The following is a 23,915-nucleotide window of genomic DNA, read 5'->3' on the forward strand; positions in this document are numbered from 1 at the left end:
GGGCGGCGGGCGGCGGTCCCGGGTGGCCTGCCGGGGGCCGGGGTGGCGGGCCGGCCGGGGGCGGGAGGGGCGGGCCGGGGTGCTGGGCCTGGTGCGACCAGCCGACGGGGCCGTTTCCGGGACCCTGGGGCGGAGGCAGCGGGGCCCCCACTGCGTGCTGCATCCGGTGCAACTCCGTCTCGTACAGGCAACTGGCGCTGGTGCAACGGCAACCGTACCTTCCCCGGCCGCCACACGGACAACGGCCGGGGAGGGTCCACAGTGCCCGTCGGCCAGTCGGCCTTCCGGTGCGGGCGGTGCGTCAGTCCGTCAGCTCGTCAGCCAGCGCGCGCAGGGCGAGCCGGTAGGAGCCGATGCCGAAACCGGCGACGGTGCCGGTGGCGACCGGTGCGACCACCGAGTGGTGGCGGAATTCCTCGCGCGCGTACGGGTTCGAGATGTGCACCTCGATCAGCGGGGCGGTGCGCTGGGAGGCCGCGTCCCGCATTCCGTACGAGTAGTGCGTGAAGGCACCGGGGTTGAGAACGACCGGAATCGAACCGTCCGCCGCCTCGTGCAGCCAGCGGATCAGCTCGCCCTCGTCGTTGGTCTCGCGGACGTCCACGTCGAAGCCGAGCTCCTTGCCGAGGGTGCGGCAGGCTTCGACGAGCCCGGCGTACGAGGTGGAGCCGTAGACGTCGGGTTCGCGGGAGCCGAGCCGGCCGAGGTTGGGGCCGTTGAGCACGAGGACCCGGCGGGTCATGCCGAGACCTCCCCGTAGGCGGCGAGCAGCACGGCCGGGTCGGGGCCCTCCAGGACGGTGGGCTTGCCGAGGCCGTCCAGGACGATGAAGCGCAGCAGGTCGCCGCGGGACTTCTTGTCGACCTTCATGTTCTCCAGCAGCTTGGGCCACTGGTCGCCCCGGTAGGTGAGCGGCAACCCGACGGACTCCAGGATCGCGCGGTGCCGGTCGGCGGTGGCGTCGTCGAGGCGGCCGGCGAGGCGGCCGAGTTCGGCGGCGAAGACCATGCCGACCGAGACGGCGGCGCCGTGGCGCCACTTGTAGCGCTCGTTCTTCTCGATCGCGTGGCCCAGCGTGTGGCCGTAGTTGAGGATCTCGCGGAGTCCGGACTCCTTGAGGTCGCTGGAGACGACCTCGGCCTTGACCCGGATGGAACGCTCGATCAGCTCGGCGGTGTGCGGCCCCTCGGGGGTGCGTGCGGCCTGCGGGTCGGCCTCGATCAGGTCGAGGATCGCCGGGTCGGCGATGAAGCCGGCCTTGATGATCTCGGCCATGCCGGAGACGTAGTCGTTGACCGGCAGCGAGTCCAGGGCGGCCAGGTCGCAGAGCACCCCGGCCGGCGGGTGGAAGGCGCCGACGAGGTTCTTGCCCTCGGCGGTGTTGATGCCGGTCTTGCCGCCGACTGCCGCGTCGACCATGCCGAGCACGGTCGTCGGTACGGCGATCCAGCGCACCCCGCGCAGCCAGGAGGCGGCGACGAAGCCCGCGACGTCGGTGGTGGCGCCGCCGCCGATGCCGACGATGACGTCGGTGCGGGTGAAGCCGGTCTGGCCGAGCGCCTTCCAGCAGTAGGCGGCGACCTCGACGGTCTTGGCCTCCTCGGCGTTGGGCAGCTGGATCGCGATGGCCTCGTAGCCCTGGTCGGCGAGGTCCTGGCGGACCGCCTCGCCGGTCTCGGCGAGCGCCTCGGGGTGGAGGACCGCGACGCGCTTGGCGCGCTCGCCGATGAGCGCGGGCAGCTCGCCGAGGAGCTGCCGGCCGATCAGCACCTCGTACGGGTCGGTGCCCGCGCTGCCGGCGATCTGGACGCGGGTGGGTGCCTGCTGCGTCATGCGTGTGTTCTCCCGGCCGGACGGGGGTGCGTCCGGCAGTTCCAGTGCGTCGAGGACCGCCTGTGCGACCTCTTCGGGTGTGCGCTCGTCGGTGGCGACGATCGTGCGGGCGACCTCCGTGTAGAGGTGGCGGCGGGCCTCCATCAGCTCGCGCCACTGCCGGCGCGGGTTGACCGCGAGCAGCGGGCGGGCGGTGTTGAGGCCGACCCGCTTGACCGCCTCGTCGACGTCCATCGAGAGGTAGACGACCGGGTGGCCGGCGAGCAGGGCGCGCGTCCGCTCGTCCAGGACGGCCCCGCCGCCGAGCGAGAGGACGCCCGCGTGCTCGGCGACGGCGGCCCGTACGGCCTCCCGCTCCAGCGCGCGGAAGTGCTCCTCGCCCTCGTCGTAGAAGATCTCCGCGATGGGCTTGCCGGCCGTGGCGACGACGTCGGCGTCGGTGTCCCGGTAGCCCGTGCCGAGGCGGGCGGCGAGCAGTTCACCGACGGTGGACTTGCCGACGCCCATCGGTCCGACCAGGACGATCAGCGGAGCGCTCATCGGATCTGGAGGTGGTCGAGGTACGACTGCACGTTGCGGTGGGTCTCGGGGACGCTGTCGCCGCCGAACTTCTCCGCGACGGCGTCGGCCAGGACCAGGGCGACCATCGCCTCGGCGACGATGCCGGCCGCCGGGACGGCGCAGACATCGGAGCGCTGGTGGTGGGCCTTGGCGGGCTCGCCGGTCACCACGTCGACGGTGGCCAGGGCGCGCGGCACGGTCGCGATCGGCTTCATCGCGGCGCGGACGCGCAGCAGCTCGCCGGTGGTGAGCCCGCCCTCGGTGCCGCCGGCCCGGCCGGAGGCGCGCTTGATGCCGTCCTCGGTCACCAGGATCTCGTCGTGCGCCTTGGACCCGGGCACCCGGGCGAGGTCGAAGCCGTCGCCGACCTCGACGCCCTTGATGGCCTGGATGCCCATGAGCGCGCCCGCGAGGCGGGCGTCGAGGCGGCGGTCCCAGTGCACGTGCGAGCCGAGGCCGACCGGCACTCCGTACGCCAGCACCTCGACGACACCGCCGAGGGTGTCGCCGTCCTTGTGCGCCTGGTCGATCTCGGCGACCATCCGCTTGCTCGCGTCGGCGTCGAGGCAGCGCACCGGGTCGGCGTCGAGCTTGTCGACGTCGGCGGGAACGGGGTAGACGCCGTACGGCGCCTTGGCGGCGGCCAGCTCCACGACGTGGCTGACGATCTCGATGCCGGCGGTCTCCTTGAGGTAGGACCGGGCGACGGCGCCGAGGGCGACGCGGGCGGCGGTCTCCCGGGCGCTGGCGCGCTCCAGGACCGGCCGGGCCTCGTCGAAGCCGTACTTCTGCATGCCGGCGAGGTCGGCGTGGCCGGGCCGGGGGCGGGTCAGCGGGGCGTTACGGGCCTGCTCGGCCAGCGCCTGGGGGTCGACCGGGTCGGCCGACATGACCTGCTCCCACTTGGGCCACTCGGTGTTGCCCACCATCACGGCGACCGGGGAGCCCATGGTGAGCCCGTGCCGGACGCCGCCGAGGAACGTGACCTCGTCCCGCTCGAACTTCATGCGCGCGCCGCGGCCGTAACCGAGCCGCCGCCGGGCGAGCGCGTCCGCAACCATCTCCGTGGTGACCGGGACACCGGCGGGAAGACCCTCCAGCGTCGCCACCAGTGCGGGGCCGTGCGACTCCCCCGCGGTCAGCCAGCGCAACCTGCTCAACGGTGCTCCTCATGCTCGCGCCTGAAATCCAACGGCGCGACCGGGTGCGCGGCCCTGGCCCGCCGCCCCCGATCCTCCCACGGCCGGGGGCCCCGGCCCGCCGCCGGTCCAGCAGACGGACGGGAGGCGGGGCCGGGCGGGCGTCAGCGGGCGGCCAGCGCCTGTTCCCCGGCCTTCCGCATGGCGGCCGGCGGCGCCGGCGAGCGGCCGGTCATCTGCTCGACCTGGAGGACGGCCTGATGCACCAGGAGATCGAGACCTCCGACGACTGCTCCCCCGCGCTCGGTCCAGGCGGCGGCGAGGCGGGTGGGCCACGGCTCGTACAGCACGTCGAACAGCGTGCCCGGACGCTCCGGCACGGCACCGGCCAGCACGTCGGCCGCCCCGGCCGGGGTGGTGGCGATGGCGAGGGGGGACGCCAGCGCCCGATCGGCCTCGGCCCAGTCGGCGATCCGGACGTCGACGCCGAGGCGTTCGCCCCAGCCGCGCATCTCCTCGGCGCGGGCCGCGCTGCGGACGTAGGCGGTGACGGGTCCGGCGCAGATTTCGGCGAGGGCGGCCAGCGCGGAGGAGGCGGTGGCGCCGGCGCCGAGGATCGCGGCGGACTCGACCTTCTCGACGCCGCGTTCGCGCAGGGCGGCGACCATGCCGGGGATGTCGGTGTTGTCCCCGGTGCGGCGGCCGTCCTCGCCGAACACCACGGTGTTCACGGCCTCCACGGAGGCGGCGGTCTCGCTGATCTCGTCCAGCAACGGGATGACCGCTCGCTTCAGCGGCATGGTGAGCGAGAGCCCGGCCCAGGTCCCGTCCAGCCCCTCGATGAAGCCGGGCAGCGCCCGCTCGTCGATCTCGAACCGGTCGTACGACCAGCCGTCGAGGCCGAGCTCGGCGTACGCGGCCCGGTGCAGGACCGGGGAGAGCGAGTGGGCGATGGGCGAGCCGAGGACGGCTGCGCGGTGGCGCCCGTCAATTCTTGGCATCGAACTTGGCCTTGAGCGTGAGGAATTCTTCGTACGTCTTGGCGAACTCGGTCTTGTGCTGTCCGTCGGTGGCCACGAAATAGAGCCAGCCGTCCTTCGTCGGGCTCAGAGTGGCAGCCAGGGCCTCGTCACCGGGGTTACCGATGGGTCCGGGGGTGAGTCCGGGGTATTTGTACGTGTTGTACGGGTCCGGATTCTTGCGAACCTCTTCGATAGTGATGTTGATTTCGCTCTGCTTCCTCAAATAGTTGTAGGAGGAGTCGAACTGGAGCATTTGGTTGGTCTGCGTGTTGTCCGGCTTGAGACGGTTGTAAATGACCTCCGCCATCTTTCGGAAGTCGTCGTGCGTCTTGCCCTCGGCCTGGACGAGACTGGCCGTGGTGATGACCTGCCACGGGCCGTCCAAGTCGTACTTCTTGGCAGTGCCCGTCAGATCGAGCTTCTTGTACTCCTCGTCGGCGCGGGCGACCATCTTCTTCAGGACGGCCTCCGGCTTCATCCCCTTGGTGACTGGATAGGCCGCCGGGTAGAGGAACCCCTCAAGCGGGTCCTTGATCTTCGCGTGGCCCTTCGCCCAGCCCGGCAGCCCGAGGCTTCCGCTCTTGTCCGCCGCCACGTCCTCGGTGGTGCCCTTCTTGAGGCCGAGCCGCGTGTCGATCAAGGCATAGATCTTCGCGTTGCGCGTGCCCTCCGGAATCACCAAAAGATTCTGGCTCTTCGGGTCGACCATCATCTTCACGGCTTCGGCCGCCGACATCTTTTCATGCAGGAGATAGACACCCGCTTGGATCGACTTCCCCTTGGGGTTCTCGTTCTGCGCGGAGACGAACGCGTCGACGCTCTTGACGACACCCAGCTTCTTCAGGATGTTGCCGATGTCGTACCCGTACGCGCCCTTGGGGATCTCCACCTCGACCGAGCCCGAGCCGCTGCCCGAGTAGTCGGGGGCGGCGCCGAACCTGTCCTTGTAGAAGGAGTAGCCGTAGTAGCCAGCCCCGCCGACGCCGCCGACCAGGACGAGGGAGACGACCAGGCAGGCGCAGCCGCTGCGGCCTTTCTTCTTCTTGCCCTTGCCGCGGCGCTCGCCCCCGTCCCCGCGGCGGGAATCGCGGGAGTCCTCGTCGTCCTCGTCGTCGTAGTCGTCGTCCTTGGGGCCTTTGCCGTCCTTCTCGTCCACGCCCGTGAAGAAGGGGTGGGTCTCCTCCGGCTGTTCCTCCGGGTCCCAGTCCGGGTGCGGCTCGGAGGGCTCGGCGGGGGCGGCCTCGCGGCGGCCCGGGGGCTGCGGGGGCGGGTAGGCGTCAGGGGTGCCGTAGTAGTCGTTCGTCTCGCCGTAGCCGTACGCGGCGACGGGCTGGCCCTCGTACGGCGGCATCGCGGCCGCCTGGCCCGTCTCCCAGGAGGGGTCGTAGGCGGGCTGCTGCTGGTTGTACGGGTCGTGCTGGTTCCCGTACGCCTGCTGCTGGTACTGCTGCTGGGCGTACGGGTCCTGCTGCTGCGTGTAGGGATCGTGCGGCTGCTGCTGATACGGGTCGTACTGGTTCTGGCCGTCGTACTGCTGCTGCCCGCCGTACTGGTTCTGGCCGTCGTACTGGTTCTGGCCGTCGTACTGCGCCTGGCCGTCGTACTGGGCCTGGCCCTGGGCAGGCTGCTGGCCGCCCCATCCCTGGTCCCCGTACAAGGGGTCCTCGGGATGCCACGGTTCGGAGCCGGGGCCCCGGCCATACTCAGTCATCGATCCCCTTGAGCCGCGAGACGATGTTCCGTCTCTTTGCTGTGCGGTGTCTGTCCGACCACCGCCGCATCGCGCGGAACGTTACCGTAATGCGATCAGACAACCACTTCGACGCCCTCGCCGGGCGGATTGCCTGACGCCCGCTCGGACTCCAGAGCGTTCTGAAGGATCACCACAGCGGCAGCCTGATCGATGACGGAACGGCCTTTTTTGGACTTCACGCCCGAGGCGCGCAGCCCCTGACTCGCCGTCACTGTGGTCATCCTCTCGTCCACCAATCGCACCGGAATGGGTGCAACCGCACGGGCGAGCACGTCGGCGAACGCGCGGACCTTGACGGCGGCCGGCCCCTCTCCGCCGCCCAGGGAGCGCGGGAGGCCGACGACGACCTCGATCGGCTCGTACTCCGCGACGATCTGGCCGAGCCGCCGGTGGGCGGCCGGGACATCGCGTCCCGGCACGGTCTCCACCGGCGTCGCGAGGATGCCGTCGGGGTCGCAGGAGGCGACCCCGATCCGGGCGTCCCCGACGTCGATCGCCAGTCGGCGACCGCGGCGCATCTGCGGCATGTCCGGCGTCACGCCGTCTCGGTGACGAGGCGTTCGACGGCGGCGACGGCGTCACCGATCGCGTCCGGGTTCTGACCGCCGCCCTGGGCGACGTCCGGCTTGCCGCCGCCCCCGCCGCCGAGGGTCTTGGCGGCGGTGCGGACCAGGTCGCCGGCCTTGAGGCCGCGCTCACGGGCCGCCTCGTTGGTCGCGATGACGGTCAGCGGGCGCCCGTTGGCCGTCGCGAACAGGGCGACCACGGCCGGGCGGCCGCCCTGGATGCGCCCGCGCACGTCGAGGACGAGCTTGCGCAGGTCGTCGGCCGAGGTGCCGTCGGGGACCTGGCCGGTGACCAGGGCGACGCCCCGTACGTCCTTCGCGGATTCGACCAGTCCCGCGGCGGCCGCGAGGACCTTCTCCGCGCGGAACTTCTCGATCTCCTTCTCGGCGTCCTTCAGCTTGCCGAGCATGCCCGCGATCTTCTCCGGAAGCTCCTCGGAGCGGCCCTTGACCAGCTCCTGGAGCTGGGCGACGACCGTGTGCTCCTTGGCGAGGAAGTTGTACGCGTCGACACCGACAAGGGCCTCGATACGGCGCACGCCGGAGCCGATGGACGACTCGCCGAGCAGCTTGACCAGGCCGAGCTGGGCGGTGTTGTGCACGTGGGTGCCGCCGCACAGCTCCTTGGAGAAGTCGCCGATGGTGACGACGCGGACCCGCTCGCCGTACTTCTCGCCGAACTCGGCGATGGCGCCCTGCTTCTTCGCCTCGTCGATCGACATGACCTCGGCCTGCACGTCGAGCTCGCGGGCCAGGACCTCGTTGATCTTCTGCTCGACGTCGGTGAGGACCGTGCCGGGGACGGCGGCGGGCGAGCCGAAGTCGAAGCGGAACCGGCCCGGGGAGTTCTCCGAACCGGCCTGCGCGGCCGTCGGGCCGAGCGCGTCGCGCAGCGCCTGGTGGGTGAGGTGGGTGGCGCTGTGGGCGCGGGCGATGGCGCGGCGGCGGGTGGAGTCGATGGCGGCGTAGGCGGAGGCGCCGACCGTCACCTCGCCGACCTGGACCGAGCCCTTGTGGACGGAGACGCCCGGGACCGGCTGCTGGACGTCGCGCACCACGATGACGGCGCCGCTGTCGAGCCGGATGCGGCCCTGGTCGGCGAGCTGCCCACCGCCCTCGGCGTAGAACGGGGTGCGGTCGAGGACGACCTCGACCTCGTCGCCCTCGGTGGCGGCGGGCGAGGGGACGCCGTCGACGAGGAGACCGACGATCGTCGACTCGCCCTCGGTCATGGTGTAGCCGGTGAACTCGGTGACGCCGGAGTTGTCGGCGACCTCGCGGTAGGCGGACAGGTCGGCGTGGCCGGTCTTCTTCGCCTTGGCGTCGGCCTTGGCCTTGGCGCGCTGCTCCTGCATGAGGCGGCGGAAGCCGTCCTCGTCCACGGACAGGCCCTGTTCGGCGGCCATCTCCAGGGTGAGGTCGATCGGGAAGCCCCAGGTGTCGTGGAGCAGGAACGCCTTGTCGCCGGCGAGGACCCGGCCGCCGGCGGCCTTGGTCTCGGTGACGGCGGTCTCCAGGATGTTGGTGCCGCCCTTGAGGGCCTTGAGGAAGGCGGCTTCCTCGGCGAGCGCGACGGTCTCGATGCGCTTGCGGTCGGTGATCAGCTCCGGGTACTGCTGCCCCATCGTGTTGATCACGACGTCGACCAGCTCGTTCACGACGGAGCCGGTGGCACCCATCAGCCGCATGTTGCGGATCGCGCGGCGCATGATGCGGCGCAGCACGTAGCCGCGGCCCTCGTTGCCGGGGGTGACGCCGTCGCCGATGAGCATGACCGAGGTGCGGATGTGGTCGGCGACCACGCGCAGCGAGACGTCGGTGGCGTCGGCCGCGCCGTAGCGCACGCCGGTGAGCTCGGTGGCCCGGTCCATGACGACGCGCAGGGTGTCGGTCTCGTACATGTTCCGCACGCCCTGCAGGATCATCGCGAGGCGTTCGAGGCCGAGGCCGGTGTCGATGTTCTTGGACGGCAGGTCGCCGAGGATCGGGAAGTCGTCCTTGCCGTCGCCGGCGCCGCGCTCGTACTGCATGAAGACCAGGTTCCAGATCTCCACGTACCGCTCGTCGTTGACGGCCGGGCCGCCCTCGACGCCGAAGTCCGGGCCGCGGTCGTAGTTGATCTCGGAACAGGGGCCGCACGGGCCGGGGACGCCCATGGACCAGAAGTTGTCCTTCTTGCCCAGGCGCTGGATGCGCTCGGCGGGGACGCCGATCTTGTCGCGCCAGATGGCCTCGGCCTCGTCGTCGTCCAGGTAGACGGTGATCCACAGGCGCTCGGGGTCGAGCCCGAACCCGCCGTCCGCCACGGAACCCGTCAGCAGCTCCCAGGCGTACGCGATGGCGCCTTCCTTGAAGTAGTCGCCGAAGGAGAAGTTGCCGCACATCTGGAAGAAGGTGCCGTGCCGGGTGGTCTTGCCGACCTCTTCGATGTCCGGTGTGCGCACGCACTTCTGCACACTGGTGACGCGCGGGGCGGGCGGCTTGACCTCACCGAGGAAGTAGGGCTTGAAGGGGACCATGCCCGCGGGGACCAGCAGCAGAGTCGGGTCGTCCGCGATGAGCGACGCCGAAGGGACAACGGTGTGACCGCGCTCCTCGTAGAAGCTCAGCCAGCGGCGACGAATTTCTGCCGACTCCATCAGTGGTCCTCATTCCGGTTGTACGAGTGGTAGGGGAGCTTGCGGTAGGTGGCGGGGGCCGGGTGCGCGTCCGGCTCGGCCGCCTCGACGGCGAGGTTGCGCCGCACGGGGAGCTCGGGTCCTGCCGGTGCTTCCAGGCCCAGCGCCTCGCCCAGTTCGGCCTCGCGCCTGACCATGCCCTCGCGGACGTCCAGCGCGAAGTCCCTGAGCTTGTGACCGGCGACGACGGCCTTGTCGGCGGCCTGCGCCGCAAGGCTCTCGGGGGTCAGCTGCTTGATCTTCCGGTTGACCTTGGTGGTGGCCCACACCCCGGCGGCTGCGCCGGCGGTGAACCAGAACGTACGGCGGAACATCGCTGCGTCAGTCCTTAGATCCGCGGGAATTTCTGCCGTTGCGCTTCCTGCCACGCGCCGACGGCACGGTCCGGCCGACGATCACCGAGCGCCGGGAGCGCGCCTCCGGTTCGGGGGCGGACTTGCGGCCGATGGCCTGCCGGACCCCGTAGCCGAACGCCGCGACCTTGACCAGCGGGCCGCCGAAGGTGGAGGCGACGGTGGTCGAGAGCGCCGAGGCGTTGGAGGTGACCTCCTGCACGTCCGTGGCGATCGCGTCGACCTTGTCGAGCTGGGTCTGCGCCGAGCGCACGGTCGCGGAGGCGTCCGCGAGCAGGGGGACGGCCTGTTCGGTCACGTCCGCCACGAGTTTCGTGGTCGCTCTGAGCGTCTGGGCGAGCCTCACCAGCACGACGGCGAGGAACGAAACCAGGATCGCCCAGAAGACGGCCACCAGAATCCCGGCCACCTCACCACCGGACACAGTGCACCGCGCTCTCTGGCTTGTCGTCTGTCTCTGTCTTGTTCTGCTCCGCGGCGGGGGCCGCCGTGGCGGCCGGTCGCCGTCCCCCGAGCCTATCGCGCCGGGGCTCACGCCCCGTACCGCATGACCGGTGGAGCCGCGGGAGTTCGGGCGACGAGATTGTACGGAGAGCTTTCAAGCCAGTACTCTGCGTGTTTCATGCGACGCCCTCAGCGCCCTTTGCCGCCCGCCGACGATTCCGGGTCCCCGGCCGCCGCCGGGGACGCCGGCGCGCACCCGCTGCCGGGGAACCTCCCGGCGGAGCTGAACCACTTCGTGGGACGCGAGAGCGAGTTGGCCGATGTCGCCCGGTCGCTGGAGGACTCCCGGCTCGTCACCGTCATCGGAGTGGGCGGCGTGGGCAAGACCCGGCTGGCCACAAGAGCCGCGGCGCTCCTGGAGAAACGGTACTGCGACGGGGTGTGGCTGGTGGAGCTGTCCGCCGTCCACGACGCCGGGCTGCTGGAACACGCCGTCGCCGACGCGCTCGGCCTCACCGATCACACCAGCCGGCCGCCCCGAACGGCCCTGATCGAGCACTGCGCCGAACGCCGCCTCCTGCTGGTCCTCGACGGCTTCGAGCACCTGGTGGACGACTGCGCCGCGCTGGTACGGGAACTGCTGCGCCGCGCCCCGGGGCTGCGCGTGCTCGCGGCCGGCCGGCTGCCGCTGGAACTGGCGGGCGAGGCCGTCTACCCGCTCGCCACCATGACGGACGAGGACGCGCTGCGGCTCTTCGCCGAGCGGGCCGCCGGGGTGCGGCCGGACTTCCGGCTGACCGAGCGCAGCCGCGGCCCGGCCCGGGAGCTGTGCCGCCGGCTGGACGGGATCCCGCTGGCCCTCGAACTCGCGGCCGGACGGCTGCGCGCCCTGTCGACCGAGCAGGTGCTGCAACGGCTGGACGACCGCTTCCGGCTGCTGACCGGCGGCAGCCGCAGCGCGCTGGACCGGCACCAGACGCTGCGTACGGCCATCGGCTGGAGCCATGAACTGTGCGCCCCGCCGCAGCGGTTGCTGTGGGCCCGGCTCTCGGTCTTCGCCGGGCAGTTCGACCTGGAGGCGGTCGAGTACATCTGCAGCGGCCCCGGCCTGCCCGCCGACTCGGTGCTCGACGTGCTCACCGGGCTGCTCGCGCAGTCCGTGGTGCTGCGCGAGGACTCCCCCGTGGGCACCCGCTACCGGATGCTGGACACCGTGCGCGAGTACGGCGCCGAGTGGCTGGCGGCCACCGGGGACACCGAGCGGCTGCGCCGGCGGCACCGGGACTGGTTCCTCGGGCTCGCGACCTGGTGCGAGCTGGACTGGTTCAGCCCACGGCAGGCGGAGGTGGCCGCCCGGGTGGAGAGCGAGCTGCCCAATCTGCGGCGGGCCATGGAGTGTTCGCTGGAGTCCCCGCAGGAGGCGCACCTCGCCCAGTACCTGGCGGGCACGCTCTGGTTCCTGTGGGTCGGCTGCGGTCGGCTGTCCGAGGGCCGGCACTGGCTGGACCACGTCCTGGAGGAGGAGACCCCGTACGACGCCTCGCGGCTGAAGGCGCTGTGGGTGCTGGGGTACGTCGCGGTGCTCCAGGGCGACCCGGTCGGGGCGATCTCCGCCCTCACCGAGTGCCGCCAGGAGGCGGAGGCGGCGGGCGACGCCACGGCTGTCGCGTACGCCGTGCACCGCACCGGCTGCCTGGCCCTGGTCACCGACGACATGGAGCGCGCCCGGGAGCTGCTGGGCGACGCGCTCGGCCGCTACCGCGAACTGGGCGAGCTGAACAGCAACGTCCTGATGGCCCAGGTCGAACTGGCCATGTCCACCGGATTCCTGGGGGATCTGGAGCGGGCCTCGGCGATCTGCGAGGAGGTCCGGGACATCTGCGAGGACCACGGCGAGCGGTGGGCCCTGAGTTACGCGCTGTACGTCCTGGCCTACGCCACCTTGCAGCGCGGGCGCCCGGAGCGGGCCCGGCAGCTGCTGGAGGAGTCGCTGTCCATCAGCCACGCCTTCCACGACCTGCTGGGCACCGTCCTGTCCCTGGAGCTGCTGGCGCTGGTCACGGTGACCGAGGGCGACGCGGCCGAGGCGGCGCTGCTCCAGGGGGCCGCCGACCGGATCTGGCCATCGGTGGGCCTGCCGCTGTTCGGCTCGGCGCATTACGGGGTGCCCCGGGCCCGCTGCGCGGAGCTGGCCCTGCGCGAGCTGGGCGGGACGCGGTACGCGAGCGCCCTGCGGGCGGGCGGGGAGCTGGGGCCGGACGCGGCGGTCGGCCGGGCGCTCACGGGGCGGCCGGGCGGGCGGGAGCGGGCGGAGCCGGGCGCCGACGAGCCGGCCGGGGCCGCCGTGCCCGCGCCCGGCAGAACGCGAAAGCCCGCCGCCTCCCCGGCATCGGGAAGGGGCGGGCCTGAGCGCCGGTGACGAGCGGCTACGCCTGGATCAGCGGGCGTAGTACTCGACGACGAGCTGCTCGTCGCAGATCACGGGGATTTCCTTGCGGTTCGGGTCCCGGTCAAGGCGGAAGGCCAGGGCCTTCAGGTTCACCTGCAGGTAGCGCGGGGTCTCACCGTCGGTGTCGTAACCACCCTCGCGCGCAACCTGGAAGGGGTGCTTGTCGCGGCTGCGCTCACGGACCATGACGATGTCGTCCGGGCGGACGCGGAACGACGGCTTGTCGACCTTGCCGCCGTTGACCTCGATGTGGCCGTGGACGACCATCTGGCGCGCCTGGTAGATCGTCTTGGCGATACCGGAGCGCAGGACCAGCGCGTCGAGGCGGCGCTCGAGCTCGACGACGAGCGCCTCGCCCGTCTTGCCCTCGGCCTTCTTGGCGCGGTCGTAGGCACGCGCCATCTGGCGCTCGCTGATGTCGTACTGCGCACGCAGACGCTGCTTCTCGAGCAGACGGACCTTGTAGTCCGAGTTCTGCTTGCGGCCGCGGCCGTGCTCGCCCGGCGGGTAGGGGCGGGCCTCGAAGTACTTGACCGCCTTCGGCGTCAGCGCGATGCCGAGCGCACGGCTCTTCTTGACCTTGGGACGCGACTGATTAGGCACGTTCTCCAGACCTCCGTTGTAGGTTAGGTTAGGCTCACCTTACTCAAGGAGATCGCATGTCTCGCCCTGGGAACACCACACACGTCACGGACAGCACAGACAGCATCGACGCGCCTGAAGGCGTCGAAACGACGGAGGACCGATCAGATCGTGGTCAGCCGCGTCCCAGCGGGCTTGAAAACACACGGATGCCGTCAGCAGCCGAGCGCACACGAACTCTCGTACAGAGTACCTGCTCGGCGGTACTGCTCGTTCCCGGGCTCGAACGGGCGGGCTCGGACCAGCTCATGCCGCTCTCCCGCGGCGTGGGCCCGGACGGGGACCTGTTCCTGGAGTTCCCCGCCGAATCCCCGGTCGTACGGGCCGCGACGCACGCCCAGGACGACGAGCTGTCGGCCGTGCTGGAGATCACGGACGTCGCCCCCGTCTCCGTGCCCCACCGTATCCGCGGCCGGGCCCGGGTCGGCGGCTGGCTGACCTCGGTGCCCGGCATGGCGGGCCCCGGCCGGATGCTGCTGCGGCTGGAGACGGGCGAGGCGCACATCGACGACCTGTGGGGGGAGGAGGGCGTCGACGCTGAGGACTTCCGCGACGCGCTCCCCGATCCCCTCGCCGCCCACGAGGCGGACCTGCTCCAGCACCTCCACTCGGCGCACGGCGACCAGCTGGCGGCCCTGTGCGGGCTGCTCGGCGAGCGGGCGGCCTGCACCTGCGCCGCGCACCGGCCGGCCGTGGTGCCCCTGGCGCTGGACCGGCTCGGGCTGCGGGTGCGCTTCTGCGAGCGGGACGGCGGCTGCTTCGACGCCCGCTTCGACTTCCCCGAGCCGGTGCGCGACGTGGTGGAACTGAGCCACGCCATGCACACGCTGTTCGAGGCGGCCGCACACTGAGGAACGGCCGGGATACGGACAGGCTGCGGCCGGGGCCGGCCGCCCGGATCAGGCCCGGTCCGGCCCGTCCTCCGCGGCCGTCCGGCCGAGCCGTTCCCTGACCCGGTCCACCACGTCCGCGTAACGCGCCTCGGCGCCGTAGCGGGTGGGGCGGTAGTAGTGCTTGTCGCGCACGGCGTCCGGGGCGTACTGCTGGGCGGCGATGCCGCCGGGCACGTCGTGCGGGTAGACGTAGCCCTGGGCGTGGCCCAGCTTGGCCGCGCCCTTGTAGTGGCCGTCGCGCAGATGGGCCGGGACCGGGCCGGCCAGCCCCTTGCGCACGTCCTCCCGGGCCGCGGAGATCGCCAGCGTGGCCGCGTTGGACTTCGGGGCGAGCGCGAGGGCGATGGTGGCGTGGCTGAGGGTGAGAGCCGCCTCCGGGAAGCCGATCAGGGCCACCGCCTGGGCCGCCGCCACCGCGGTGGGCAGCGCCGTCGGGTCGGCGAGGCCGATGTCCTCGCTGGCCGAGATCATCAGGCGCCGGGCGATGAACCGCGGGTCCTCCCCCGCCTCGATCATCCGGGCCAGGTAGTGCAGGGCCGCGTCGACGTCCGAGCCGCGGATCGACTTGATCAGGGCGCTCGCCACGTCGTAGTGCTGGTCGCCGTCCCGGTCGTACGTCACGGCCGCCCGGTCGACGGTCTCCTCCAGGGTGAGGAGGGTGATCTCCTCCTCCTGCTTGGACAGCGCGGCCCCGGCCGCGGCCTCCAGGGCCGTCAGCGCCCGGCGCGCGTCACCCCCCGCGATGCGCAGCAGGTGCTCTTCGGCGTCCTCGGGCAGCGTCACCGCTCCGCCGAGCCCGCGCTCGTCGGTCAGCGCGCGGCGCAGCAGGCCGCGCAGGTCGTCGTCGGTCAGGGACTCCAGCGTCAGCAGCAGCGAACGCGAGAGCAGCGGGGAGATGATCGAGAAGTACGGATTCTCGGTGGTCGCGGCGATCAGGGTGACCCAGCGGTTCTCGACGGCGGGCAGGAGCGAGTCCTGCTGGGCCTTGGAGAAGCGGTGGATCTCGTCCAGGAAGAGGACGGTCTCCTTGCCGTAGCCCCCGGTGGCGCGGCGGGCGCCGTCGATGACGGCGCGGACCTCCTTGACGCCCGCGGTGATCGCGGACAGCTCGACGAATCGTTTGTTCGTGGCCTTGCTGACCACGTAGGCGAGCGTCGTCTTGCCGATGCCGGGCGGGCCCCAGAGGATCACCGAGGAGGGGCCCGCCGGTCCCCCGCTCGACTCGCCGACGAGGCGCCGCAGGGGCGAGCCCGGCTTGAGCAGATGCTGCTGGCCCACGACCTCGTCGAGCGTACGCGGACGCATCCGGACAGCGAGGGGACTGCTGGACGGGTCCTTCTCCTGGCGGTCTTCGGCAGCTGCGGTAAAGAGGTCGGGCTCCACGTTTTGAAGCCTATGTCACCGCACTGACAACCCGGCCGGGGCGCCGGTGCGGGACGCGGCCGGTCAGCTGGTCCAGAAGTCCCACCAGCGCGTCAGGATCAGCATGCCGATGATGCCGATCCACAGCACCGGGGGCACCCAGTGGAACTCGCTGAGCCCGTTGCGCAGCCAGGCGGGCGCGGGGATGATCCCGTGCCGGATGTTGTGCGTGGTGACGTAGCAGAACATGAAGATGGTGGCGACCCAGGCCAGGCAGCACCACAGGCACAGCGAGTTGATGTTGTACAGCGACTGGTACTGGAGCCAGGTGCAGAAACCGACGCCGAACAGCGTGCCCGCGTTCATGCCGAGCCAGTACCAGTTGCGGAAGCGGGCGCCCGCGAGCAGGGCCAGGCCGATCCCGATGATCACCGGGTAAGTGACCATCCCGAGCCAGGGGTTGGGGAAGCCGAAGGCGGATGCCTGTTCGCTCTTCATGATGTTGCCGCAGGCCACGACCGGGTTGAGACTGCAGCCCGGGATGAAGGAGGGGTCCTCCATCATCTTGAGCTTGTCGAGCGTGATGACCCATGCGGCGAGCGTTCCGGCAGCGCCCGTGATCACCAGCAGGATGGCCAGCGCGCGGCTGCCCCCGATGGTGCGCGTCCCGCCGCTCTCGTCCTGGTCGGAGGAGGGATGGTCAACCGCTGCAGTCGTCATATCGCCGTTTCCGTCACTGAGTAGCCTGCTGGGGCACGGTCATTGTGCCGTACGGCTCGGCCGCTCTTCCGTTCGATGCACATAAAAGTGTGCGCACCGACAGGCCCCGGTGAGGGAGCGGAATGCGGCTCCGCAGCTACGACGAGGGGCGTTGCGCCTTCTCGGGCGCCCCCGGGGCGCGACCGGCCTTCCGGGGCGGAATCACCGTTCGGAATGAATCCGCGCCCATCGTGTTGACGCGAGGCCCCGGAGGCGGGCGGACACGCGGCCCGCCCCCCTCCGGGCAGACGTCACACGAGCCGCGCGCGGACCGCCTCGACCACGTCGGAGACGGGCACGGGCGTCTGCTCGCCGGACTCCATGTCCTTGAGCTGGACGTGCCCCTCGGCCAGGTCGCGCTCGCCGGCCACGATCGTGAACCGGGCGCCCGAGCGGTTGGCGCTCTTCATCGCGCCCTTCAGCCCCCGGCCGCCGAACGCGAAGTCCGCCGCCACCCCTTCGCGGCGCAGCCGCGTGACGACGCCGAACAGGACCCGCCGCGCCTCCTCGCCCAGCGGGACGGCGAAGACGCTGGTGGTGGAGGGCAGTTCGAGCTCGATGCCCTCGGCCTCCAGGGCGAGGACGGTGCGGTCCACGCCGAGCGCCCAGCCGACCGACGGGAGCGCCGGGCCGCCGATCATCTCGGAGAGGCCGTCGTAGCGGCCGCCGCCGCCCACCGCGGACTGCGAGCCGAGGCCGTCGTGGACGAACTCGAAGGTGGTGCGCGTGTAGTAGTCCAGGCCGCGGACGAGCTTCTCGTCGTCCTCGAAGACCACACCCGCCTCGTTGAGCAGGTCGCGGACCTCCTCGTGGTACGCCTTGCAGGCGTCGCACAGGTAGTCGCGCAGCACGGGGGCGCCGGCCAGCTGCGCCCGGACCTCGGGGCGCTTGTCGTCGAGGACGCGCAGCGGGTTGATCTCGATGCGCCGGCGGGTCTCCTCGTCCAGGTCGAGTTCGCGCAGGAAGCCCTGGAGCGCGTCGCGGTAGACGGGACGGCACTCCTTGTCACCCAGCGAGTTCAGCAGGATGCGGAACTCACGCAGGCCCAGCGCGCGGTACGCCTGGTCGGCCAGGATGATCAGCTCGGCGTCGAGCACCGGGTCCTCGGCGCCGATGGCCTCGGCCCCGACCTGCGAGAAGTGCCGGTAGCGGCCCTTCTGCGGGCGCTCGTAGCGGTAGTACGAGCCGGAGTACCAGAGCTTGACCGGCAGGTTGCCGAGCTTGTGGAGGTTGGCCTCCAGGGCGGCGCGCAGCACGGATGCGGTGCCCTCGGGGCGCAGGGCCAGCTCGGAGCCGCCCTTGGTGGTGAGGGTGTACATCTCCTTGGTGACGATGTCGGTGGACTCGCCGACGCCGCGGGAGAAGAGGGCCACGTCCTCGAAGCCGGGGGTCTCGATGTAGCCGTAGCCGGAGTTCCGCAGCGGGGCGGCGATCGCCTCGCGCACCGCCAGGTACTTCGCGGAGTCCGGCGGGGTCAGGTCGTACGTGCCCTTGGGGGCCTTGAAGGTGCTCACGATTTCGCTCTCGTCACATTCCTCGTCGGGGCGCGTCCGTACCGGCCATACCGCTCAGGTACGGGTTGGTGGCGCGCTCGCGGCCGATGGTCGTCTGGGGGCCGTGCCCGGACAGCACCACGGTCGAGTCGTCGAGCGGCAGGCACACACGGGCCAGCGACTCGAGGAGCTCGGCGTGGTCGCCGCCGGGCAGGTCGGTGCGTCCGACGGAGCCGGCGAAGAGCAGGTCGCCCGAGAAGAGGACCTGGGGGACCTCCCGGGTCTCGGGCATCCTGAACGTCACCGACCCCTTGGTATGGCCGGGCGCATGCGAGACGCCGAATTCCATGCCCGCGAGCAGCAGCCGGGCGCCGTCGCTCAGCTCCTTGACGTCGTCCGGTTCCCCCACCGTCAGCTCGCCCATGAGCGGCATCCCGATGGAGCGGCCGAGGGCCTTCTCCGGGTCGCTCATCATGTAGCGGTCCTCGGGGTGGATCCAGGCGGGGACGTCGTGCGCGCCGCACACCGGGACGACCGAAGCGACGTGGTCGATGTGGCCGTGGGTGAGGACGACGGCGACGGGCTTGAGCCGATGCTTCTTCAGCGCTTCCTCGACGCCGGGGGCCGCCTGGTGGCCCGGGTCGATGATCACGCACTCCTCACCTGCGGCGGGGGCGACCAGGTAGCAGTTGGTCCCCCAGGCCCCGGCGGGGAACCCGGCAATCAGCACGATCGTCCTTAATGGTCGTCCTACGGGGGAAGGCGGCTGCGAGGTCGCAGCAGTTCAGAGCCTACCGGCGCTCCTCATTCCACAGCTAACCCATATACCGTACGGGGCAGCCCAGGCCCGATCACACGACGTACAAGGAGATCACCCGGTGGTCAGCAACGATCAGCGGCGGCGGCAGCTCGCCAGGGAGAAGTACGAGCGGCAGCAGCAGCGGCGGGAGGAAGCCCGGCGCCGGACGCGGCGGCTGACGCTCGTCATCACCTCCGCGGTGGCCGTGGTGGCCATCATCGGCGGCGCCATGTACTTGGCCACCAGCGGGGACGACGACAAGGACAAGACGGACGCGGCCGCGAGCCAGAGCCCGTCCGCCGAGGCTTCGCCCACGCCGACGAAGAGCGAGCCGCCCGAGCCGGCGATGAAGATCGACAAGAAGGCCACGTACACGATGTCGCTCAAGACGAGCCAGGGCGACATCGCGTTCACGATGGACGCGTCGAAGACCCCGCACACGACGAACTCCTTCAAGTCGCTGGCCGACAAGAAGTTCTTCGACGGGACGAAGTGCCACCGGCTGACCACGGACGGCATCTACGTCCTGCAGTGCGGCGACCCGAAGGGCGACGGCACCGGCGGCCCCGAGTACACGATCCCCGACGAGAACCTGACCGCGCTCGGCAAGGCGGGCACGGACGGCACGGTGACGTACCCGGCGGGCACGGTGGCGATGGCCAACACCGGCCAGCCGCACACCGGCGGCAGCCAGTTCTTCCTCGTCTACAAGGACAGCAAGCTGCCGCCCAGCTACACGCCGTTCGGCACGATGGACGAGAAGTCGCTGAAGGCCGTCGAGGCCATCGGCAAGGCCGGGGTGGACGGCGGCGGAGCCGACGGTGCGCCGAAGAAGGCCGTGAACATCTCGAAGCTGACCGTCGACAAGGTGTGACCCCGGCGGGCCGGGCGTGATTCCCGGGGGCGGGCACGTGGCGCGGCCGAATAAATCCGGCCGCGCTGAGTGCGGACAGCCGGGCGGCCCGTCGCCTAGATTGGCGTCGTGCAGGGCGGGCGCTGCCCGCCCCAGGAAACTGTGGACGATGCCAGGGGGGTGATCCCCTCGCGGGCATCAGGTGGAGGAGGCGCTGTGAGCAGCGACCCGTGGGGCCGAGTCGATGAGACGGGCACCGTGTACGTGCGTACAGCCGACGGCGAGCAGGTCGTCGGATCGTGGCAGGCCGGTTCACCGGAGGAGGCCCTGGCCTACTTCGAGCGCAAGTACGAGGGCATTGTGGTCGAGATCGGCCTCCTCGAACGGCGGGTGAAGACCACCGATCTGTCCGCGAAGGACGCGACGACCGCCATCGAGCATCTGCGTGGCCAGGTCGACGAGCACCACGCCGTCGGCGACCTGGACGCGCTGCGCAAGCGGCTGGACGCGCTGGTCGCGACGGTCGATTCGCGACGTGAGGAGCGCAAGGCGCAGAAGGCGAAGCAGGCCGACGAGGCGAAGCACGCCAAGGAGGCCCTGGTCGCCGAGGCCGAGGAGCTGGCGCAGAGCGAGCAGTGGCGCTCCGCGGGCGAGCGGCTCCGGGCCCTCGTGGACACGTGGAAGGGCCTGCCGCGGCTCGACCGCAAGTCCGACGACGAGCTGTGGCACCGCTTCTCGCACGCCCGCTCGGCGTTCTCCAAGCGCCGCAAGGCCCACTTCGCCTCGCTGGACGCCCAGCGCGAGGAGGCCCGCAAGGCCAAGGAGAAGCTGGTCGCCGAGGCCGAGGCGCTGTCCGGGTCCACGGACTGGGGCACCACGGCCGCCCGCTACCGCGATCTGATGACGCAGTGGAAGGCGGCGGGCCGCGCCCAGCGCGAGGCCGAGGACGAACTGTGGAACCGTTTCCGCGGCGCCCAGGACGTCTTCTTCGCCGCCCGCGGCGAGGTCTTCGCGGAGCGTGACGCGGAGCAGGGCGAGAACCTCAAGCTGAAGGAGGAGCTCGCCGACGAGGCCGAGAAGCTGGTGCCGGTGAAGGACCTGAAGGCGGCCAGGGCCGCGTTCCGGGGCCTCAACGAGCGCTGGGAGGCCATCGGCCACGTACCGCGTGACGCCCGCCCGAAGGTCGAGGGGCGGATGCAGGCGGTGGAGCGGGCGCTCCAGGAGGCCGAGGAGGCCGACTGGCGCCGGACGAACCCGGAGGCGCGTGCCCGCGCCGCGGGTCTGACCGGGCAGCTCCAGGCGGCCGTGGACAAGCTGCGCGGGCAGATCGACACGGCCCGTGCCTCGGGCAACAACGCCCGCGCGGACAAGCTGGCCCGCGAGCTGGAGGGGCGGCAGGCGCTGCTGGACCAGGCGCTCAAGGGCCTGGAGGAGTTCGGCGGCTGACGCGGTCCACTCGTACGCCGCAGGGGCCTTTCCGTGTTCGCGCGGGAAGGCCCCTTCTGCGTACCGGGGGCGGTGCGGGCCACGCCAACGACATCCCGGTGGACGGGAGATGTCCGACGACGACGTCCGCGTCGCTCTCGCGCGCCTTGTCGCCGACCCGGACTCCGGGACTCCTACGGCCGGCGGGCCGAGGTCACCCGGTACACGTCGTAGACGCCTTCCACGCCCCGTACCGCCTTCAGGACGTGCCCGAGGTGCTTGGGGTCGCCCATCTCGAAGGTGAAGCGCGAGGTGGCGACCCGGTCCCGGGAGGTCTGCACGGCGGCGGACAGGATGTTGACGTGCTGGTCGGACAGGACGCGGGTGACGTCCGACAGGAGCCGGGAGCGGTCCAGGGCCTCGACCTGGATGGCGACCAGGAAGACGGAGGACTGGGTGGGCGCCCACTCGACCTCCAGGATGCGTTCCGGTTGCTGGGAGAGCGAGTCGACGTTGACGCAGTCGGCCCGGTGCACGGAGACCCCGCTGCCGCGGGTGACGAAGCCGATGACGGGGTCTCCGGGCACGGGCGTACAACAGCGGGCGAGCTTCACCCAGACGTCCTCGACGCCCTTGACGACGACTCCGGGGTCGGCGTTGGAGCGGCGTTTGTTGCGGCTGCGCGAGGGCGGGGTGCTCTCTTCCAGGTCCTCGTTGGCCGCGTCCTCGCCGCCGAGCGCCTGGACCAGCTTCTGCACGACGCCCGCTGCGGCGACATGGCCCTCGCCGATCGCGGCGTACAGGGACGAGATGTCGGGGTAGCGCATCTCGTGGGCGAGGGTGACCAGCGAGTCGCCGGTCAGGATGCGCTGGATCGGCAGGTTCTGCTTGCGCATGGCCCGCGCGATGGCGTCCTTGCCCTGTTCGATCGCCTCGTCGCGGCGCTCCTTGGAGAACCAGGCGCGGATCTTGTTGCGGGCCCGGGGCGACTTGACGAAGCCCAGCCAGTCGCGGGAGGGCCCGGCGCCGGCCGCCTTGGAGGTGAACACCTCCACCAGGTCGCCGTTGTCGAGCGTCGACTCCAGCGGTACGAGCCGGCCGTTGACCCGTGCCCCTATGGTCCGGTGGCCGACCTCCGTGTGGACGGCGTACGCGAAGTCGACGGGGGTGGCGCCGGCCGGAAGCGCTATGACGTCGCCCTTGGGCGTGAAGACGAAGACCTCGTTGCGCGAGAGGTCGAAGCGCAGCGACTCCAGGAACTCACTGGGGTCCTCGGTCTCCTTCTGCCAGTCCAGGAGCTGGCGCAGCCACGCCATGTCGTTGACGGTGTCCTGGCCGCGGCCGGTGTTCTTGGGGACGTCGGTGCGCACCTTGGAGGCGCCCGCGACGGCCTCCTGCTTGTACTTCCAGTGCGCGGCGATGCCGTACTCGGCGCGGCGGTGCATGTCGAACGTACGGATCTGGAGCTCGACGGGCTTGCCGCTGGGGCCGATCACCGTGGTGTGCAGTGACTGGTACATGTTGAACTTGGGCATCGCGATGTAGTCCTTGAACCGGCCGGGGACCGGATTCCATCGCGCGTGGACGGTGCCGAGCGCCGCGTAGCAGTCGCGGACGGTGTCGACCAGCACCCGGATGCCCACCAGGTCGTAGATCTCGGCGAAGTCGCGGCCCCGCACGATCATCTTCTGGTAGACGCTGTAGTAGTGCTTCGGCCGGCCGGTGACGGTGGCCTTGATGCGGGCGGCGCGCAGGTCGGACTGGACCTCGTCGGTCACTATGGCGAGGTATTCGTCGCGCTTGGGAGCCCGCTCGGCGACGAGGCGGACGATCTCGTCGTACATCTTCGGGTAGAGGATCGCGAAGGCGAGGTCCTCCAGCTCCCACTTGATGGTGTTCATGCCCAGTCGGTGGGCGAGCGGGGCGTAGATCTCCAGCGTCTCGCGGGCCTTCTTCTCCTGCTTCTCCCGCTTGAGGTAGCGCATGGTGCGCATGTTGTGCAGCCGGTCGGCGAGCTTGATGACCAGGACGCGCGGGTCCTTGGCCATGGCGACGACCATCTTGCGCACGGTCTCGGCCTGCGCGGCCTCGCCGAACTTGACCTTGTCGAGCTTGGTGACGCCGTCGACCAGGAGGGCGACCTGGTCGCCGAAGTCGCGGCGCAGGGTGTCCAGGCCGTATTCGGTGTCCTCGACCGTGTCGTGCAGGAGCCCGGCCATCAGCGTGGCCGGATCCATGCCCAGCTCGGCGAGGATCGTCGTCACCGCGAGCGGGTGCGTGATGTACGGGTCGCCGCTCTTGCGCTTCTGGCCCCGGTGCCAGCGCTCGGCGACCTGGTAGGCCCGCTCGATCTGGCGGAGCGTGGAGGTCTCGATCTTGGCGTCATTGCTCCGCACGGTGCGCAGCAGCGGTTCGAGGACCGGGTTGTACGGGCTGGAGCGCTGGACGCCGAGACGGGCGAGCCGGGCCCGGACGCGGTTGGAGGAGCCTGCGGAGCGGGACACCGAACCGCTGGGCACGACGGCTCCGGCCGAGGGCTTCGCCGGCGGCTTCGGGGCGGTCGGGGCGGGCGCGGCCGGCTGGGCGGGGGAAGCGGGCGCGGGACCGTTCGCCTCGGCGGGCGCCGGTCCCGTGCCGGGCTCGGGGGCCGGAGGCTTCGGCTTCTCCGCGGGCTGCTGCTTCGCGGGCGTGGCTGGGGCCGCCGCGGGCTTGTCGGGCTGCGGGGCGGCGACTGGCTGGGCCTCGTCTGGCAAGAGCGCTCCTCGTGCGGATCCGGACACACCCGGAAGGGCCATCGTAACGACCCGACGGCAGGTCCTCCCCCGGGGACCGTGAGAGCCCTCACAACGCCGGCGGGCACCGGGTTGTTCCCGGTGCCCGCCGGCCGGCCC

The 23,915-nt window shown here is 71.3% G+C and carries 19 protein-coding genes; 4 read left to right on the plus strand and 15 right to left on the minus strand.

Annotation, left to right across the window (positions count from 1 at the left end):
- Positions 1-301: 301 nt before the first annotated feature.
- The 9 genes from aroQ to E6R18_RS27660 form a co-directional block, all read right to left on the minus strand.
- Positions 302-742, minus strand: a complete 441-nt coding sequence (aroQ, locus tag E6R18_RS27620; RefSeq protein WP_136319613.1) for a type II 3-dehydroquinate dehydratase — start codon at positions 740-742, stop codon at positions 302-304.
- A complete protein-coding gene (gene aroB, locus E6R18_RS27625; protein ID WP_136319614.1) occupies positions 739-2,373 on the minus strand; it encodes a 3-dehydroquinate synthase in 1,635 nt (544 codons plus the stop codon). Before aroB ends, aroQ begins: the two co-directional genes overlap by 4 nt.
- Positions 2,370-3,554: a chorismate synthase gene (aroC, locus tag E6R18_RS27630; RefSeq protein WP_136319615.1), complete on the minus strand. Its 1,185-nt coding sequence runs from the start codon at positions 3,552-3,554 to the stop codon at positions 2,370-2,372. Before aroC ends, aroB begins: the two co-directional genes overlap by 4 nt.
- A 143-nt stretch (positions 3,555-3,697) precedes the next feature.
- Positions 3,698-4,534, minus strand: coding sequence for a shikimate dehydrogenase (locus E6R18_RS27635; RefSeq protein WP_136319616.1), 837 nt, complete (start codon positions 4,532-4,534; stop codon positions 3,698-3,700).
- Entirely contained in the window at positions 4,521-6,266 is a 1,746-nt protein-coding gene (gene mltG, locus E6R18_RS27640) for an endolytic transglycosylase MltG (protein WP_136319617.1), read from the minus strand. Before mltG ends, E6R18_RS27635 begins: the two co-directional genes overlap by 14 nt.
- A gap of 95 nt (positions 6,267-6,361) precedes the next feature.
- Positions 6,362-6,835: a Holliday junction resolvase RuvX gene (ruvX, locus tag E6R18_RS27645; RefSeq protein ID WP_206308445.1), complete on the minus strand. Its 474-nt coding sequence runs from the start codon at positions 6,833-6,835 to the stop codon at positions 6,362-6,364.
- A gap of 8 nt (positions 6,836-6,843) precedes the next feature.
- Positions 6,844-9,513 (minus strand): alanine--tRNA ligase, encoded by a 2,670-nt coding sequence (gene alaS / locus E6R18_RS27650; protein ID WP_136319619.1) that lies wholly within the window; start codon positions 9,511-9,513, stop codon positions 6,844-6,846.
- A complete protein-coding gene (locus E6R18_RS27655) occupies positions 9,513-9,866 on the minus strand; it encodes a DUF6167 family protein (RefSeq protein ID WP_136319620.1) in 354 nt (117 codons plus the stop codon). The genes alaS and E6R18_RS27655 overlap by 1 nt, the downstream gene beginning before the upstream one ends.
- A 7-nt stretch (positions 9,867-9,873) precedes the next feature.
- Complete coding sequence (locus E6R18_RS27660; protein ID WP_136319621.1) at positions 9,874-10,314, minus strand: DUF948 domain-containing protein; 441 nt, start codon at positions 10,312-10,314, stop codon at positions 9,874-9,876.
- 213 nt (positions 10,315-10,527) lie between these two features.
- Between E6R18_RS27660 and E6R18_RS27665 the strand changes: the two genes are divergently transcribed.
- A complete protein-coding gene (locus E6R18_RS27665) occupies positions 10,528-12,768 on the plus strand; it encodes a tetratricopeptide repeat protein (protein WP_136319622.1) in 2,241 nt (746 codons plus the stop codon).
- An 18-nt stretch (positions 12,769-12,786) separates the two neighbouring features.
- Here the strand turns inward: E6R18_RS27665 and rpsD are convergent, their stop codons facing one another.
- Positions 12,787-13,401 carry a 30S ribosomal protein S4 gene (rpsD, locus tag E6R18_RS27670; protein WP_018103888.1) on the minus strand — a complete coding sequence of 205 codons (615 nt, stop codon included), beginning with the start codon at positions 13,399-13,401 and terminating at the stop codon, positions 12,787-12,789.
- Between the two features lie 188 nt (positions 13,402-13,589).
- Between rpsD and E6R18_RS27675 the strand changes: the two genes are divergently transcribed.
- Positions 13,590-14,291 carry a DUF2470 domain-containing protein gene (locus tag E6R18_RS27675; protein ID WP_206308444.1) on the plus strand — a complete coding sequence of 234 codons (702 nt, stop codon included), beginning with the start codon at positions 13,590-13,592 and terminating at the stop codon, positions 14,289-14,291.
- A gap of 48 nt (positions 14,292-14,339) precedes the next feature.
- On the opposite strand, the gene E6R18_RS27680 is transcribed toward E6R18_RS27675, so the two are convergent.
- From E6R18_RS27680 to E6R18_RS27695, 4 genes are all read right to left on the minus strand, one after another.
- A complete protein-coding gene (locus E6R18_RS27680) occupies positions 14,340-15,716 on the minus strand; it encodes a replication-associated recombination protein A (protein WP_136319624.1) in 1,377 nt (458 codons plus the stop codon).
- A 63-nt stretch (positions 15,717-15,779) separates the two neighbouring features.
- Positions 15,780-16,415 (minus strand): vitamin K epoxide reductase family protein, encoded by a 636-nt coding sequence (locus E6R18_RS27685; RefSeq protein WP_136319625.1) that lies wholly within the window; start codon positions 16,413-16,415, stop codon positions 15,780-15,782.
- Positions 16,416-16,705: 290 nt separating this feature from the next.
- On the minus strand, positions 16,706-17,968 hold the full coding sequence (gene hisS, locus E6R18_RS27690) for a histidine--tRNA ligase (RefSeq protein ID WP_136319626.1): 1,263 nt from the start codon (positions 17,966-17,968) through the stop codon (positions 16,706-16,708).
- A 13-nt stretch (positions 17,969-17,981) separates the two neighbouring features.
- Positions 17,982-18,677 carry an MBL fold metallo-hydrolase gene (locus tag E6R18_RS27695; protein WP_136319627.1) on the minus strand — a complete coding sequence of 232 codons (696 nt, stop codon included), beginning with the start codon at positions 18,675-18,677 and terminating at the stop codon, positions 17,982-17,984.
- 148 nt (positions 18,678-18,825) lie between these two features.
- Here E6R18_RS27695 and E6R18_RS27700 point away from each other — a divergent pair, with 148 nt between their 5' ends.
- Together E6R18_RS27700 and E6R18_RS27705 are read left to right on the plus strand one after the other, a co-directional pair.
- The gene (locus E6R18_RS27700) at positions 18,826-19,620 is read left to right on the plus strand and encodes a peptidylprolyl isomerase (protein ID WP_136319628.1); all 795 of its coding nucleotides are present in this window, start codon (positions 18,826-18,828) and stop codon (positions 19,618-19,620) included.
- 195 nt (positions 19,621-19,815) lie between these two features.
- Positions 19,816-21,045: a DUF349 domain-containing protein gene (locus tag E6R18_RS27705; protein WP_136319629.1), complete on the plus strand. Its 1,230-nt coding sequence runs from the start codon at positions 19,816-19,818 to the stop codon at positions 21,043-21,045.
- A 173-nt stretch (positions 21,046-21,218) separates the two neighbouring features.
- Here E6R18_RS27705 and E6R18_RS27710 read toward each other — a convergent pair whose 3' ends face one another.
- A complete protein-coding gene (locus E6R18_RS27710) occupies positions 21,219-23,777 on the minus strand; it encodes a bifunctional (p)ppGpp synthetase/guanosine-3',5'-bis(diphosphate) 3'-pyrophosphohydrolase (RefSeq protein WP_136319630.1) in 2,559 nt (852 codons plus the stop codon).
- Between the last annotated feature and the right edge of the window lie 138 nt (positions 23,778-23,915).

It is taken from the genome of Streptomyces sp. A1277 (genome assembly GCF_004795015.1).
Taxonomy (GTDB): Bacteria; Actinomycetota; Actinomycetes; order Streptomycetales; family Streptomycetaceae; genus Streptomyces.